We start from the raw sequence: 17,607 nt of genomic DNA on the forward strand, positions 1-17,607 counted from the left end.
TAACGACCATCGATACAAATCCAATAGAAGTTGGTAAAAATAGTTATTTTGATCTTCTTAGTTCGATACTACAATAATAGTATTCCCATTTTTTTAATCCCGAAAAGGTAGACAGAATGTTCATTGGTAACTTAAAAATGTAGAGCAGGCAGGTTTTTATTAAAAATGAGATTTTAGAAGTATTGGTTTATACCTGATAAAAAGAGCCATAATTTCATTTTCATTTTTTTCCAGAAAGGTTATCGGAAAATAAAACGATTCCCTGTTTTTCAGCAAAACATGTAAATAAACAGAGGCGCTCCTCTCACTATATTCATTATAGCTGAGGCTGTTCTTTATTTCAAGGGCATTTATATCATCCCACTCAAAAGTACCTATTGAATTAAAAAAAACGCATCTATCGCTAAAAATAATTTCAGCGGGGTCCTCAATAATGCGCTTATCCTTTATAAAAGAAAAAAGATACAAGAGTCCTATCAGGCCTAAAAATAGAGCCAGAAAAACAGATAAGTTAATAACAACTATAGCAGTCGATAAAAAAATCACTAGCGCCAGCAACGATATTACCGCGTTCTGTTTTCTAAGTCTTTTATCTCGTTTTATTATAATTGTTTTCATTTTTTAAAAATGGTGATTGTTTAACAACTTTTTTTATAATGTCAACAAATAATGATTCAATCTAATTTAGTGATTTTGTTTTTAGCCACATATTATTTTACAGAATATTTCCTGTTCTGGTTTTTGAGACAAAATATAAAATTAAGTATAGAGATTTTTAATCAAATTATGATTTAGAAAGAGTCAAAAAAGAATAAATAACACAATCGGTTGTTTTTAAAATGTTTATTGTTAAATTAGCAGTAAAAAACTTACTCAAAGTGAGTGTATTTTATTAACTAAACCATTTATATTATGAAAAGATTTCAAAAATTACTTTTTCTATTTTTAGTGTTTATTCCCCTAATACAACTATTTGCATGGCCGGGAATGCCACTGCCTCCTCTGCATATTGAAGGCAAAAATTTAAAGGATCCTTGCGGAAAAAACGTTTTACTACATGGTGTTGCCATAACACCCAGTCCCTGGTTTAATGGTTGCTCTTATAATCAATGTCGTTGGGATAACTATAATGTTCAGGGTTGTCTAAATTATAATAATGCAGTTATGGATGCGCTCACAGACACAAATAACGGATGGAAATTAAATTATATAAGACTTCATATTGACCCTTACTGGACCAATAAACCTGGTTGTTCTGCAGGAGAAAATGATATCGCATGTTTTGATTACAATAGATTAGTAACTTATGTAAATCAAGTTATAATCCCTTTAATTAATCATGCCAGAAGCAGAGGGCTCTATGTTGTCCTTCGTCCTCCCGGAGTATGTCCTAATCGAATTGCTTATGGGGACAAATACCATAATTATTTAAGAACGGTATGGCAATTTCTATCAAGTCATCCAAGTTTAAAGAATGTGGATAATGTTATGTTTGAAATAGCCAATGAACCTATAGAAATACTTGGAACAAATGGAAATTGGGGTGCAACAGGTGATGAGCATTTTGCCGCTCTCCATAATTACTTTCAGGATTTAGTAAATAGAATTAAGGCTAATGGTGCAAATAATGTTTGTTGGATACCAGGAACGGGATATCAGTCTCATTACCAAGGATATCCAAACCATTTAATAACAGGAGGTAATATAGGTTATGCTGTTCATGTTTATCCGGGATATTGGGGCGCAAATGCAGAAAATACCACTAGTTTTAATAATGCCTGGAATGCTAATGTGCAACCGATTGCAAACGTAGCGCCTATTATGATTACAGAAACAGATTGGTCGCCTAGTGGGGACGAAACATGGGGTACTGGTACAACAAGTGGTTTTGGTCTTAATCTGAAAGGTAGAATTGATGCTACTGGAAATTGTAGTTGGAATTTACTTGCACCAGAAGGGTTGATAACTAAGGCAGATCCATATAATGTTACAACTGCTTTCAACAACGATTGGGAGTCTTGTGCTGCACCAACTAAGCAGTGGTTCTCTGTATATGCAAATAACAATATACCATCGCAAAACTGTAGTAGTAGTACGTCACTAGTAAACAATGGTGTTTATGAAATTGAATTTAAAACAAATTCAAATAAAGTAATAGATCTTAAATATGGCACTAATGCAAATGGCACTGTAATTCGTCCTTTGGATAGATCAGGGGCAACAGCACAACAATGGATTGCTATTGATGCCGGAAATGGCTATTGGCGCTTTAAATCAAATGCAAGTTCTACAGGACGTGTAATAGATCTTGACAGCGCAGATCCAACAAATGGAAAAGCGATAAGACTTTGGGATAATTATAGTAATGATGCTCAAAAATGGTTAGTAACCGATGCGGGTAATGGTTATTATAGTATAAAATCAGCCATAAATACATCAAAAAGTTGGGACATTTCTAATTGTAATATGGATGGCACAGCAAATCTTCAGCTTTGGGAATATTACGGGACTTCATGTCAATTATTTAAGTTCAATAAAATAGGAAATACTTCAAAAGGTGTAGATGAGAAAAATATTTTAATAAATAATATTAAAATAGATACTGATGTCCAGGTATATCCTAATCCATCAAAGGGCGGAGAGTTTAATATTTATTTCACTTCACAATCAGATGAAAATTATTCTCTGGCTATATACTCAACAGAAGGTAAGTTATTATACGAAACAAAAAATCTAAAATCTAATACTAATCAAGTTATTAGAACTAAACTTGCCAGAGGTTTATATTTGGCTACGATTTCTCAAAATTCAACTACAACAACCAAAAAGATATTAATTGAATAGCCTATTCTATAATAAATACTAACAAAGAATAATTTAAAGATGAGCAGTAATGCTCATCTTTTTTTGTTTTAATATTGTCTTAAAAGAACTAAAATAAACAAAATTATAAATTTTCAGATTATGGGTTAGAGTGTTAAAATGTAGTATTATTTTTTCTTATTTCGGAAAAAGTTGCAAAGGTTGAAATAAAAATGAAATTTCTATTGATAATTTTTTAAATTCTTTAGTTTTGTGCTGAAAAGAACCCTTAAAGGCAGGAAAATCTCAATGGAGAATGAAAAAAGAGATATTGATTTATGGCACCAAATAAAAAAGGGAGATGTTCATGCTTATCATCAATTATATGATCGGTATATAAATGCACTCTTTACATTTGGAATGCAATACACTAATGACCAGGCTTTAGTGCAAGATGCCATACATGATATTTTTGTTGATCTTCATCGTTACCGCACTACAATTGCAGCAGATGTAGTGGTTAAATCCTATCTTTTCAAAATACTTCAAAACGATATTTTCAAAAAACTAAAATCGCAATCCAAAACCTTGCGTCTTGATATTGTTTCAGAAGATGCTTACAGAACAGATTCAGCAGAAGATGAATTGATCTTTAGCGAAACCGCCTTAAATAAGAATGCCACTTTAGCATTGGCCTTATCTTCTCTGACCAAAAAACAGCGTTACGCTCTTCACCTTAGATTTAGTGAAGATTTATCTTATGAGGAAATTTCTTCTACTTTAGAAATTAGCTTAGAATCTTGTAGAACATTGATTTACAGATCATTAAAAGAGATTCGGACTAAGCTTTAAAAAAACTTTAAAAAAACGTTATTTTTTTTGTCTATGTTTTTGCCTTTTGATTCTTATAGCAATATAGAGAATCTAAAAGAAAAATATTTTGTACCCAAATTTCAAAATTTTACCAAAAAAAGATAAAGCTGATTTAAAAGCCAGAATTGCGGAGAGCATTGCGTTTGAAAAACAGCAAACCAGAAGAAAAAAACTTCGTATACTTTCGTGGAGCGTTGCTGCAGTAGTTTTTGTAGGTCTTGGACTTATTACAGTTGTATCTAAACAAGAACAAAATGAAATAAGTCCGATTGAACAATTTGCAAACAGCAATAAGACTGACCGAACTGCTTTTGAAAAAAGTGATGAAATCAAGCTGGTATTATCCAATCAGGAATCTGTAACAGTTGGTGACAGCTCGACGATTGCTTATGATGCATCAGGAAATAAAGTTAAAGTCAATAATAAGGAGATAAAACAAACAAAATCTCTCGAAGCCCAATACAATACGGTTTTGGTTCCTTACGGGAAAAGAGCGCAGCTTAGTCTGGCCGACGGAACTTTGGTGTGGCTGAATTCTGGTTCTAAATTGATTTATCCTACTTCTTTTGATAAAGATACAAGAGAGGTATTTCTGGAAGGGGAAGGAATTTTTGATGTAGCGCATAATGCAGCAAAACCATTTTTTGTAAAAGCAGCGAACAATTATAGTGTACGTGTATTAGGAACATTGTTTAATGTAAGCTGTTATGCCAAAGATGCAAAAGTTACAACTGCATTATTAAGAGGAAAAGTGCAGGTGGTTTATGCTAAAAAAGGTTTTTTCAATAATGATACACTTCAAGGCATTCTTAAACCGGGAATGATTGCGGCTTTAGATAAAAAACAGCAAACGATTAAAACCACTGTTCAGAATGTGGAGCCTTTATTTTCATGGAGAAAAGGCTATTATGAATTTTCACAGGAAAAACTTCCATTAGTATTAGACAAACTAACACGCTATTATAATGTTGATTTTGTCATGAATAAAAAAGTAAGCCAGACCGAAACCTATTCCGGGGCTTTCAAACTTAATGATGATTTAGATAAAGTGGTCAAAACATTAGAAGCCACAACAGGTTTTGAGTTCGTTTATAATGCTGAGACCAGGGAAATAACTATTAACTAATTATTAATGACTATAAATTGTGAGTGCCTATGATGTAAGATAAAACCTGAGAATAAAATAATCTAACCAGACCAAAAAAAAAACCAAAAGATGCTCGAACATCTCTTGGCTTATGTAAAATTTTAATTGCACTTGCAATTATCGATAAACTAAAACAAAATTATGAATAAAAATCATGATATAGGCTCTCTATTGCCTAAAAAAATCATCAACCTTACTTTTATTTTATTTATGAGAGTATTCATTTTAGTTCTGTATTTAGGATTAACCAGTATCTACGCCAACGTTGCCAAAGCACAAAATGAAATCTCAGTAAAGGTTCAGGGAGCTTCTTTGCAAACACTTTTTACAACGATTCAGCAAAAAAGCGATTACGTATTTTTTTACAATGATGATTTATTGTCTTCTGTTAAAAAAGTAAGTATTAATCAATACGCTACCGTTCCTGAAATTTTAGACACGGCTTTGTATAATACAGGGTTAACTTATACTATTATTGACAAACAAATTGTTATAAAGAAAAATAAAAAAACGCAGCAACAAGTACAAGAAGAATATGAAGTTACAGGAATTGTTACCGATAAAACAGGAAATCCGTTAGTTGGCGTTAATGTTATAGTAGTGGGAAAACAAGCCTGGGATATTACCCGCGAAAAAGGTGATTTCCGAGTAACTTTAGCGGCCAATGATTCACTTCGTTTTGAATATTTAGGTTATAAACCGAGAACAATTGCCATTAACAATCAAAGAAATATAAAAGTTATTTTAAGTCTTGATGTTACCGAGTTAACAGGAGTTGAAGTAGTAGCCTCAAATGGTTATACAGATATTCCTAAAGAAAGAGTAACAGGAGCTTTTGAAGTTATAGGCGCAAAAGAACTTGCACAAGTCCCTACAGTAGATATTGCATCGAGACTGGAAGGAAAAATGGCAGGGGTAAGTGTAGATCCAAGAACAGGTAATATAGCCATTAGAGGAACAAATAGTTATGGAGCAAATTCTCCACTTATCGTTATAGATGGTTTTCCTCAGCCTATAAGTGATTTCTATTTAAGTAAAAGAGGAGTTCCCGGACAATCAATTTTAAGTTACATTAATCCCGATGATGTTGAGAGTATTACCGTTTTAAAAGATGCGGCAGCGGCTTCTATCTGGGGTTCTCGTGCAGCCAATGGTGTAATTGTGGTCGTAACAAAAAAAGGTAAAAAAGCAGAGCCAACAATCAATTTCAGTACAACAACTACAGTAGGTGATAAAATCGATTTGAGCAAATTGCGTGTCATGAATACAGCTCAGTATATTGACTATGAAAAAGATTTGGTTGATGGCGGATTTGCAGCAGACGATATCAGCAATTGGCAAGGTAAAAATCCCAGCGCTGCTCAGGAAATTATGTTTCAGCAAAAAAGAGGAACAATTTCATTGGCAGAGAGAGATCAATTGCTGGATAAGCTTTCGCAAAATGATAATCTGGATCAGATTGGCAGATATTTATTAAGAAACTCATTAACCACGCAATATGATTTGTCTGTAAGCGGCGGAAGTGAAAAAAGTACCTATTACTTGTCTTTGGGTTATAATAAAGATGAGGCAGCCATGCGAGGCAACCAATCGAAATCATATAATGTAACCTTAAATAATTCCTTTCAGCTGAAAAGCTTTTTAAAATTAAACACAGGAATAAATTACGTTTCTTCCAGTTTTCAGGTCAATACCGTTGCCAATGAAGCCTTATCCAATGTTTCATCAACAGCATTGCGCCCTTATGATATGATTGCCGATGAAAATGGAAATGGTGTTGACCGTTATATTCTTTTCAGACCAGAAGTTGCAAAAGGATTTGAAAGCCAAGGATATCTGCCATGGTCTTATAATTATTTGGATGAATTAAATTATTCAAATGTAGTTACAAAAGGAGCCAACATAAGATTGAATGCCAGTTTAACAGCTACAGTAAACAATTGGCTGAATTTTGAGGCATCAGGAATGTATACTTCAATTGGCAACAAAACCAAATCTTTGAGCGAGCAGGACAGTTATTATGTTCGAAATATGATCAATGAAGCGACCTCAGTAGATACTGCCGGCAAATTGGTTTATGGTATACCAGTTGGAGCATATTTGTATAATATGACTACATCTAATGAATCTCAAAGTATGCGTTTTCAAATGAATATCAATAAGAATTTCAATGAAAATAATGGATTGCACTTTTTAGCCGGTTCAGAAATCAGAGAAGAGCGCAGGGAAGGATCAAGCCAAAGATATTATGGCTATAATACCGATACAAATTCATCACAATCTGTAAACCCGACAACCTATTATACTACGATCTACGGTTGGCAAACTTACATTGGAACTTCAGACAATAGCATCAGTAAATACAGAGACCGTTATTTATCGTATTACGGATTAGGGTCTTATGATTTTATGAACAGATACCACATATCTGGAAGTGTACGTTTTGATGATTATAATTTACTTGGAGCTTCCAGAAAAAACAGAGCATTACCATTATGGTCTGTGGGAAGTAAATGGGATATTAATAAAGAATTTTTCTTAAGAGAAGTAAGCTGGCTAGACAATTTATCGGCAAGAGTTACGTATGGTAAATCGGGAAGTGCACCCGGCGGAGGATTCGGAAGTCAAAGTGCTATCATTTCGGTTGGATCTATTGATTTTAATACCCAATTGCCAACAGCTTCTATTTCATTACCGGAAAATCCTGAAATTAAATGGGAAACAACATCGACTCTTAATTTCGGTTTAGATTATGGCGTTTTTAATAATCGCTTACGCGGAAGTGTTGATCTTTATTACAAAAAATCAAAAGATATTTTAACCAATATACCTTATAATCCAACCTATGGCTGGTCTTATTTAAATTACAATACAGGAACACTCGAAGGACACGGGGTTGATGTAAATATTGGCGGACTTATTATTAACAAAGGTTTCAAATGGAACAGTAATTTCAATTTTGCCTATAATACCAACGAAGTAACAGATTCTCGTTTTAAGGCTACATCTACAAACCAGTATTTTGGTTCAACTCCGATATTGGGTAAAACAATAGGATATCTGTATGCTTATAATTGGGCCGGTCTTGATGCAACAGGACAATCTACGATTTCTAAAAAAGACGGTACAATTGTAAATGCTTCTCAGGGTATCTCGAATGTTTCTCCGGATGACCTGAAATATATGGGAACCACCGTTGCGCCGTATTTTGGTGGGTTAATGAATGATTTCTCCTATCATAATTTTACATTAGGGGTACAGGTTACGTATTTCATGGGGCATGTATTTAGAAACACAGTATTACAAAATTATCCTACTTATTCTGGTACTCAATATGGTGCTGTCGCAAAAGATGAACTTATTGCAGATCGTTGGAGACAAGCCGGAGACGAAGCTGTTACCAATGTTCCGGGATTAACAAATATTAGTTTTAATAGTTTAAACCGTTATCAAATGGCCGATATCAACGTCCTGCCTGCAGATAATATTCGATTACAGCAAATATCATTAGGGTATAATGTTCCTTCAGAATGGCTGGCAAAAACTTTTATAAAGTCGTTAAGCTTCAATTTTGCAGCGAGAAATTTAGGTTTATTATGGGTTAAAAATGACCAGGGTATTGATCCTCAATATTTATCAAATAATAACTATAATACACTTGCACCACAGCGTAATTATACTTTACAGTTTAATTGTAGTTTTTAATTTTAAAAAATAGATTTTATGAAATTGCTAAAATTCACACTATATATTTTCCTGCCGGTACTTTTATTAAACTCTTGTAGAGATTATGTCGAAGTAGAACCCGTTGGAAACAACAGAATCTTAAAATATACATCTGATTACAGAGGTTTGGCTAACAATTATGAAAGCATGACTGTTGCAGGAGGAATTTATTTGCTTGCGAGCGCCGATGCAGAATTTCCAACAACCTACCAAAATAGCGTTTCGACTATTTGGTCTAATGCTTATACCTGGCAGGACAAAATATACGATCCGTCTCAGGGTGACTCAGACTGGAACGGTTTATATAAGGCTATTTATTACAGCAACGTAATTATTGACGGAGTAATGGGAAGTCAGGACGGAAGTGACGCAGAAAAAAAAGAAATTTATGCTGAAGCCTTTGTTCACAGAGCGTTTGCCTATTTACAGCTGGTAAATACCTATGGTCCGCAATTTGATCCGGCTTCAGATAATTCTGCAAAAGCAGTTCCATTGTTACTAAAACCAGAATTATTTTCAAAATTAGACAGAAGTACGGTGGGTCAGGTTTACGATCAAATTATTTCAGATTTAAAAAGTGCTTTGGATAATGATATTCAGGATGCAGCACCATTTAATGTCCTGCCGTCAAAAAGAGCGGTTTATGCTTTATTGGCCAGAACTTATCTTTATATGGGCTCTTACCAATTAAGTCTGGATAATGCACAAAAAGCTTTGGCTTTGCAAAACGGTTTGATAGATTTTAAAGAATTAGCTACAGCATACAGCTATCCCGTTTTGGTTCAGAATCCCGAAGTTATATTCTCAAAAACCTTGTTGACTACTTATGACGGATCTCCTTTATCAAATGATTTATTAAATAGTTTTGACAGCAACGATTTGCGTTACAATTATTATACAATAGCAGGAAGCAATTTTTTTCCTACTTACACAGGCAGAGGATTTGGTATGACCAGATATAGTTATACTAACGGAATTAACGTTGGAGTATCGGTGCCGGAAATGTATTTAATTTCTGCCGAGTGCTACGCCCGATTAGGACAAACACAGGAAGCAATTGATAATTTGAATATCGTAAGGGCAAAACGTTACAAATTGGGTACAGTTTACCAGGTTTCTGCAACAACGCCGAAAGAAGCATTAGATTTAGCTTTAACAGAAAGACAAAAAGAATTTATAGGCAGAGGTTTCCGTTGGTTTGATCAGCGAAGATTAAATCTGGATCCCCTTTATCAAAAAACATATACCAGAGTTTTTAAGGGACAGACTTATAATTTGGAACCTAATAGCGAAGGATATGTATTTCCAATCAATCAAAATTATATTGATTTAAACCCAGAGTTGGGGAACTAAAAACAGCAACAATGTTAAAAAAAATAATGAATATCAAATTATTGGTATTGGCGTTCTGCGTCTTTACCATACAGATTTCTGCTCAGGAAGTTAAATCCAGATTACAAGGAATGGCAGATGTTCCGATTCCGGGAATGGCTTTAAATATGACTTACGATGCAAAAGGCGGACCTTTGGAAAACATCAAAGAAATCAATGGTTACGCCTACGTTTTTAATGATTACAGATGGGAGATCGAGGATCTTAAAATGAAGAAAAACGGCGCTGTTTGGAATGTAGAATACACCGTTCCAAAAAACTGCGGCTTTATGGCTTTCAAGTTTTATGGAAATACAGATAACGGTTTAGTTACAGATACGGGACAAGACACTGGTTATCTTTTGGTTGTTTTTAAGGAGCCAAAAGTAAAAATGCCGGGAGCAGATTTAGCCTGGGCAACTTTTAGAAACAAGGATTTCAATTCTGAATTTGGCGGTTATTTTAAAGACTTTACGATAGACGGAGATGCTACGGAATATTGGTTAAAAAAAGAAGTAGCAGATCACGGTAACAATTTTCCAAAATTTATTGATACGTACATTAAAGTACTAAAGGCTCAGAAACCAGAAAAATTTGATGCATTAGGACATCATTTTTTAGGAGATTTCACAAAGAAAATGAACGGCCAGCCTGAGGAAGTTTTTCTAAAAGTTTACAATTTATACAAATTTGAGCTAAAAGATCAGCCTAAATCAGATTCTCTTGAAACTGTAATCCAAAAACAATTTCTGAAAGGCGCTTTTCAAAGATTTAAGGCCTATCAAAAAATTATGCCAATTGCAGATGCTGCAGAGAAAAACAAAGTTATAACGCAGTTTTTAACTGATTTTCCATACACTTCTGATGTGCCTGATTCTCAAAAGTATTTTTATGATAATATCGTAAAAACGCAATTTGGATATTATTTTGAGACTAAAGATTACAAAAGTATTTTAGCTTTAATTCCAACCATGAATTTTGCTAATCTAAACGATGCTTATCACCAGAATATATCTAAAGCATTGTATTTGAAAGTGGTTGATCCTGCTGTTATAGAAACAATGGCCGTGCCAATGATCAAACAGATGCAGCAAAAAGTAAACGACTTATCATACATGCAGGGAATTTACTGGTCTCCAAATCAGGCAAATGAAAATGCTAAAGATAGGCTTAACGACGAATTAGTGATTCAGATTCGTATGTACGACATGCTGAAAAAATACAAAGAAGTTTTAGAAACTTTTGAATTGTTGCCATTTACAAAACGTTACGAAAAAGCAAGTATAAACGACATTCATGTAAGAGCCTTAGAAGCCTTAAACAAACCGACTATCGAAGTTTTAAAAAATGCAGCAAAAAACAATACTTTATCAGAAGCGTTAACTGCTAAATTAAAAGAAGCGTATTTAAAAGAAGGAAAAAAAGAAGCTGATTTTCCTGCTTATTTAGAGCAGTTGAAAAAAGAAAACAAGTCTGAAGAAAAAATTGTTTGGATGAATCCCGTTCCTGCGCCTGCAATTAAAGTGCAGACAGCAGATGGAAAAGCAAAACAGTTGGCTTTGGACAGTGGAAAAATTATCGTAATTGATTTTTGGGCGACTTGGTGCGGACCTTGTAAAAAAGCATTTCCAGCGATGCAGCAATTGGTAAACAACTTCAAAGAAGACAAACAAGTTGAAGTTTATTTTATCAGTACGCAGGAAACCAAAGAAGGATACAAAAAAGAAGCATTGGCTTACTTAAAAGAAAAAGGATTAAAACTGGATACTTATTTTGATTTAATTAAAAAAGGCGGAGGAACGAATAACGAATCGTTTTCTAAATACGCAGCGATCTTTAAATCAAGCGGGATTCCAAGAAAAGTGGTGATCAAAAACGGGCAGATTCGTTTTACATCTGAAGGATATTCAGGAAATCCAGGTCAGCTTGTTGATGAACTTACAGAAGTAATTAATGCTTTAAAGAAAGAGTAATTTCTTTTTGAAAATCAAAAAAATATGAAAAATATACTTTTACTATGTACACTCGCACTGAGTGTACATAGTTTATCTGCACAGAAAAAAACGGTCGACGAATCGGCTTATCAATCATGGCAAAGAATAAACAATAAATCTTTGTCATACAATGGTAAATGGATTTCTTACAACACCGTTTTTCAGGATGAAGAAAAGGAAAATAATAAACAAACCATAATTCAGGAAGCTCCAAAAGGAAAGCGTTTGATGCTGAATGATATCAGTGATTTAAAATTCATTGGAAAAAAAGACTGGATTCAGTACAGCAAAAATGACAGTACGCTTTTGCAAAATCTAAAAACAGGTGTAAAAAAACTTTGGAAAAGCAAGCATTATACCAATGTTCTTGACGGAACAGATTTCTTGTACTATTCACGTCCGGAAGCTGTTAAAGGAGATTTTTTTCTACAGCGTGTGGTTTTTTACAATTTAGAAAGTAATGACAGTATTTCTATAAACAACATAAAATCGTCTCGCTTTTTAAAAAACCAGGCGATTGTATATGTACAAATAGAAAAAGACAAAGCCTATTTAAAACACGGAATTCCAGGCGGTAAACAAGAAACTGTTTTCAGCGGAAAAGCAGCTGATTTTGGTGATTTTCAATTAAATGATAAACAAGACGGCGGTACTTTTACGCTAAAAGGCAGTAACAGCACCGATTTTAATATGGTATATTATTTTAATCTGACTAATAATTCAACAAAGCCAATGTTTAATTATGATGATGTTGTGTTAAACGATCCTGACTTTTCAATTTCAAAAACAGCTTACGGATTAAATGAAGACAGCAAGTTCATTGTATTGGTAGTAAATTCTAATAAGCGTCAGGAAAATACTCAGATTGTCAGATCAAATATTGAAATTTGGAGATCCAATCAGGGAAGTATGGAACGCAGACAAGAAATGCTGCGAAATTCAAAAACACTTCCAAGCGAACCAAAGTTTATTTATGATATAAAAAACAATAAAGTTATTAAAGTGGCTTCAACTGGCGAATTTGATCAGGTAATTATTCCAGAATCGGGTAATTTTAAAGACATTTTTGCAATTGATAAAAAACCATACACAATAGAAGTGGACTGGACTTTTAACGAACGCAATGATATTTATTGGATTGATGCTTCAACTGGAAAATCTACTAAATTGCTGACAGGAGTTTTTGGTGGTATATCCTGGAATCCGCAGGGAAGTTTTGCTATTTTTTATGATGAAAAAGAAAAAATATGGACTGTTTTTGACAGCGCTTCCAAGCAGTTTAAAAACATAAGTTCGCAAATTCCTTACCCTGTTTCTGATGATGATGTAGATATGAAATCCAGTAATACTGCATTTGGTATCGCAGGCTGGTTAAACAACGGAAATACAGTTGTTCTCTATGATGAGTTTGATTTATGGGCAATTGATCTTACGAATCAAAAAAAGGCTTATTCTATAACGCAGGGATATGGAAGAAAAAACAATATAAAACTTCGTTATAACGAAAATGGTTTTATTGGCGATTTAGACAATAGAAAGTCAATTACTTTAATAGGTTTTGATATCGTGCATAAATCCAAAGGAGTTTACAAATTAACCAATAACAATTCTATAACAAAGGTATTTGCAAATCCTGATTATAATGTAAAAATTGAAACTGTTTCAGGAGATGATTCAAGCATACTTTTTGCGAAAGAAAGTTATACTATTTTCCCGGATTTATGGTGGGGAACGGCTAGTTTTGGATCTCAGCAAAAAATTACCGATATCAATCCGCAGCAAAAAGAATATGCTTGGGGAACTTCAAAAGTATTGACCTGGAAAAGCTTCAGCGGAAAAGAAAATCAAGGTAATCTTTACCTTCCGGACAATTATGACAGTAAAAAAACATATCCTGTTATCGTTCATTTTTACGAAAAACATACGGAAGATTTTAATGTCTATCAAGCTCCTGAGGTTAGTACATCAAACATCAATATTCCAACTTTAGTGAGCCAGGGATATATTGTTTTTCAGCCAGATGTGCATTATACATACGGAGATCCTGGAAACAGTGTTTACAATGACGTAATCAGCGGTGTTGAATATTTAATTGAAAAAGGCATTACCGAAAAAGGAAAAATTGGTATTCAGGGACATAGTTTTGGCGGTTACGAAACATCATTTTTATTAACAAAATCAGATATTTTCAGCTGTGCAATTGTAGGTTCCGGAGTAAGCAATTTTACGGCCAATTATCCTGTTATGCGATCAAATGGTATTTCGACTATGTTTAAATACGAAGCCGATCAATACCGTATGGGAAGTTCTTTATACGATAATCTGGACGGGTATATTAAAAATTCCACGATTTTTTCTGCTAAGAATATAAAAACCCCCGTACTTATTTTTCATAATGATAATGACCGCGCTGTGCCTTATCAGGAAGGGCAATCCTTATTTTTTGCACTTCGTCGTTTAGGGAAAAATGCTTTATTGGTGAACTACAAAAAAGAAGGACATACGCTTGAAGATGCCGCAAACAAAAAAGACTGGACAATCAAAATGCAGCAGTATTTTGATTATTATCTAAAAGGTGCAGCAAAACCAGACTGGATGTAGTACAAGCCTGTATGTTATTATAATCCAAAGACTGTTATTTGAAGGTTTCTTTTGAGACCTTCAAATCAACAGCAGGAATTTCCTATACCATTTTCAAATTACAATTCAAGAATAAATCAATCAAAGAAGAACAAAAATATCAACCAAAATGAAAGCAAAACTATTTCTGGCGCATTTTATAATACTGGGTTTAACTCAGGTTTCAGCGCAGTTTAAAACTACAATTCCACTGCGGAAAGATGTGGTACATGGCACTTTAAGCAACGGAATGCAATATTTTATTCTGCATAACGAATGGCCAAAAGACAGAGCCGATTTTTATTTTGTTCAGAATGTAGGTGCCATTTTAGAAGATGACAATCAAAATGGTCTGGCTCACTTTTTAGAACATATGGCTTTTAACGGAACGGAACATTTTAAAGGGAAAGGCATTATCAATATGCTCGCAAAACACGGTGTAACGTTTGGGCGTGACATTAATGCTTATACCGCGCATGATGAAACGGTTTATAATCTAAGTAATGTACCGGTTAAAAATCCGGCGTTATTAGATTCGTGTTTATATGTTTTACACGATTGGTCTGGTTTTTTATCTCTAAAAGATGCCGAGATCGATGCTGAAAGAGGTGTAATTCACGAAGAATGGCGTACAAGAAGAAATGCCGATTTAAGAATTGGTTCGCAGCTGGAACCTATCATTTACAACGGTTCAAAATACGGAAAAAGAGATGTTTTGGGAGATATGGATCTTATCGAGCATTTCAAATACAAACAACTGAGAGATTATTATAAAAAATGGTATCTGCCAAACCATCAGGCCGTAATTATTGTGGGAGATATTGATCCTGCAAAAATAGAAGAGAAGGTGAAGAAAATAATGGGTTCAATTCCGATGCCTTCAAATGCTGCAGAGCGAACTTATGAGACTATTCCCGACAATGATAAATTGTTGTATAAACTAGCTGTAGACAAAGAAGCGCAGAAAACATCTATTTCATTAAACTTTAAAAAGAATAAACCGCTTGTCCAGGATCTTGCAGCATTTGAAAATAGTATTGCAGAACAATTGGCTTTGCAAATGATGAATAATCGTCTTAAAGAATATACCGTAAATAATGAAACGGCTTTGTTGGGAGCAGGTTTGAGCTATTCTGGTTTGACACGCTTAACGTCTTTTTTTACTTTAACGGTAAATCCCAAAAACGGAAGATTATTAGAAGCTTTTCAACAGGCTTATACAGAATATGAGCGTGCCATTCAAAATGGTTTTACAAAAGAAGAACTGGACCGTGTAAAAGAAAATATGCGCACGGGTTATGAAAATCAGTTAAAAAATAAAGATAAGATCAGTAATGAAAACTGGGCTTCGCAATTGCAGAATTACTTTTTAGAAGCTTCGCCTGTAATGAGTTTAGAAGACGAAGCAGCGTTTGTAAAAACGACTTTGGCTAATGTAGACGTAAATGAAATCAATAAAGTGTTTCGTGCACTTCCAACAGAAAAAAATCAGGTTTTAACCGTTTCAGGACCAGAAAAAGAAAATATTACCTATCCAACAGAAACAGATTATACTACGGTAATTAAAAAAGTAAAAGGGCAAAAGTTAGAACCTTATACCGAAACAGTTGCAAATGCTGCTTTGGTAACGGATAAACTTACAGATAAACCAATCGCTAAGAGATTTGAAATTAAAGGAATCAAAGAAGCAAAAGGATATATTTTAGATAATGGAGCCAAAGTAATTATTTACCCAACAACTTTGGCGCAGGACCAGATTCTTTTTTCAGCTTTTAGTCCGGGTGGAATTTCTTTATTGCCCGAAAAAGATTTGCCGTCTTCACAGATTGCGACGGTTTTAGCCAAAAACTCTGGTTTGGGTGATTTTAAAGTGACTGATTTACAAAAACAGCTTTCAGGAAAAACAGTTAAAGTGAGTCCGTTTATTGGTGAACATTACGAAGGATTCAGCGGAAGTGCCGTTAAAAAAGATTTAGAAACACTTTTGGAGCTGACTTATTTATACTTTAAAAATCCAAGATTTGAAACTACGGCATACAAACGAATCATTGATTATTATGGAGATGCACTTGAAAATGTAACGGAAAACAATAGTAAAATATTTGGTGATACGATTGCTTTGTTAGACACTAATCACAGCAAACGAACATTTCTTTTAAGCAAAGAAAATCTTGGAGAACTGAAATTTGATGAGGCTTCTAAAATTTACAAAGAGCGTATTTCAAATGCTTCTGATTTTACTTTTGTTTTTGTTGGAAATATAGCTGAAAAAGACCTTGAAGTCATCAATAAATATTTAGGAAATGTAGCAGGAAATCACACTCAGGAAAAATTTATAGATCATAAAATTGGAACAGCAAAAGGGTTTGTAAAAGAAAAACTGATCAGAGAAATGAGCATTCCTAAAACGAGTATTTATGTACATCTGGAAAATAGAAATGCAGCATTTTCAGAGAAAAACCAAATTATGGCATATATGCTTTCTCAATTATTAGACAAACGTTATTTAGATAAAATTAGAGAAGACGAGGGCGGAAGTTATGGTGTACAAACGCAGAGTTCATTATCTAAAAATCCATCTCCGGTTTTTTCACTTCGCGTAAGCTTTGATTGTAATCCTGAAAAAGACAGCAAACTGCTTCAAATTGTATATGACGAACTGGACATTATTACAAAAAATGATGTTTCGGATAAAGATTTATCAGATATAAAAGAAGATTTGATAAAAAGCAATCAGCAGAATATTAAGTCAAATTCTTATTGGATGAACACGATCATTGATCAGTTAAAAACCAATGATAAATTCGTAAGCAGTAATGAATATGAGAAATTGATCAAATCTATTTCGGTAAAAGACATTAAAAAATACGCAGCTGAAGTATTGCCAAACGCCGATAAAGTCGAAGTCGTTATGCAGCCTAAAACAGATCAGAATGCTTCAAAATAGCATTTTAGCACTATAAGAACGGCAATTCTTCACTTTGATTTTAATAGTCTCTAAAAGAAAATCTTATGTTTCTTTAAATTTGAATTAGTTATAGAATTTGTAGACTAAAAAGAGCTGTCTTGCCGGAC

The 17,607-nt window shown here is 33.9% G+C and carries 9 protein-coding genes; 8 read left to right on the forward strand and 1 reads right to left on the reverse strand.

From position 1 onward, the window contains the following. Positions 1-159: 159 nt before the first annotated feature. Complete coding sequence (locus AC4FQ3_RS17875) at positions 160-618, reverse strand: hypothetical protein (RefSeq protein ID WP_042562763.1); 459 nt, start codon at positions 616-618, stop codon at positions 160-162. Between the two features lie 369 nt (positions 619-987). On the opposite strand from AC4FQ3_RS17875, the gene AC4FQ3_RS17880 reads away from it, so the two are divergent. The 8 genes from AC4FQ3_RS17880 to AC4FQ3_RS17915 all read left to right on the forward strand — a co-directional run bounded on the left by AC4FQ3_RS17880 (position 988) and on the right by AC4FQ3_RS17915 (position 17,479). Continuing rightward, positions 988-2,844 carry an RICIN domain-containing protein gene (locus tag AC4FQ3_RS17880; RefSeq protein ID WP_491182742.1) on the forward strand — a complete coding sequence of 619 codons (1,857 nt, stop codon included), beginning with the start codon at positions 988-990 and terminating at the stop codon, positions 2,842-2,844. Positions 2,845-3,111: 267 nt separating this feature from the next. Further along, positions 3,112-3,654: an RNA polymerase sigma factor gene (locus tag AC4FQ3_RS17885; protein WP_491182743.1), complete on the forward strand. Its 543-nt coding sequence runs from the start codon at positions 3,112-3,114 to the stop codon at positions 3,652-3,654. Between the two features lie 88 nt (positions 3,655-3,742). Further along, positions 3,743-4,801, forward strand: coding sequence for a FecR family protein (locus AC4FQ3_RS17890; RefSeq protein WP_491182744.1), 1,059 nt, complete (start codon positions 3,743-3,745; stop codon positions 4,799-4,801). A 162-nt stretch (positions 4,802-4,963) separates the two neighbouring features. Next, positions 4,964-8,527: a SusC/RagA family TonB-linked outer membrane protein gene (locus AC4FQ3_RS17895; RefSeq protein WP_491182745.1), complete on the forward strand. Its 3,564-nt coding sequence runs from the start codon at positions 4,964-4,966 to the stop codon at positions 8,525-8,527. Between the two features lie 18 nt (positions 8,528-8,545). Then, positions 8,546-9,901 (forward strand): RagB/SusD family nutrient uptake outer membrane protein, encoded by a 1,356-nt coding sequence (locus AC4FQ3_RS17900; protein ID WP_491182746.1) that lies wholly within the window; start codon positions 8,546-8,548, stop codon positions 9,899-9,901. 11 nt (positions 9,902-9,912) lie between these two features. Beyond that, the gene (locus tag AC4FQ3_RS17905) at positions 9,913-11,892 is read left to right on the forward strand and encodes a TlpA family protein disulfide reductase (protein ID WP_491182747.1); all 1,980 of its coding nucleotides are present in this window, start codon (positions 9,913-9,915) and stop codon (positions 11,890-11,892) included. Positions 11,893-11,916: 24 nt separating this feature from the next. Then, positions 11,917-14,514, forward strand: coding sequence for an alpha/beta hydrolase family protein (locus AC4FQ3_RS17910; RefSeq protein WP_491182748.1), 2,598 nt, complete (start codon positions 11,917-11,919; stop codon positions 14,512-14,514). A 148-nt stretch (positions 14,515-14,662) separates the two neighbouring features. Then, on the forward strand, positions 14,663-17,479 hold the full coding sequence (locus AC4FQ3_RS17915; RefSeq protein ID WP_491182749.1) for a M16 family metallopeptidase: 2,817 nt from the start codon (positions 14,663-14,665) through the stop codon (positions 17,477-17,479). Positions 17,480-17,607 lie beyond the last annotated feature (128 nt).

The sequence above is a fragment of the Flavobacterium sp. AK-345 genome, assembly GCF_058310175.1.

Excerpts from the sequence above, each read along its gene's own strand:
- AC4FQ3_RS17875 (WP_042562763.1), bottom strand. The coding sequence starts at position 618 with ATGAAAACAATTATAATAAAACGAGATAAAAGACTTAGAAAACAGAAC.
- AC4FQ3_RS17880 (WP_491182742.1), top strand. The coding sequence starts at position 988 with ATGCCACTGCCTCCTCTGCATATTGAAGGCAAAAATTTAAAGGATCCT.
- AC4FQ3_RS17885 (WP_491182743.1), top strand. The coding sequence starts at position 3,112 with ATGGAGAATGAAAAAAGAGATATTGATTTATGGCACCAAATAAAAAAG.
- AC4FQ3_RS17895 (WP_491182745.1), top strand. The coding sequence starts at position 4,964 with ATGAATAAAAATCATGATATAGGCTCTCTATTGCCTAAAAAAATCATC.
- AC4FQ3_RS17900 (WP_491182746.1), top strand. The coding sequence starts at position 8,546 with ATGAAATTGCTAAAATTCACACTATATATTTTCCTGCCGGTACTTTTA.
- AC4FQ3_RS17905 (WP_491182747.1), top strand. The coding sequence starts at position 9,913 with ATGTTAAAAAAAATAATGAATATCAAATTATTGGTATTGGCGTTCTGC.
- AC4FQ3_RS17910 (WP_491182748.1), top strand. The coding sequence starts at position 11,917 with ATGAAAAATATACTTTTACTATGTACACTCGCACTGAGTGTACATAGT.
- AC4FQ3_RS17915 (WP_491182749.1), top strand. The coding sequence starts at position 14,663 with ATGAAAGCAAAACTATTTCTGGCGCATTTTATAATACTGGGTTTAACT.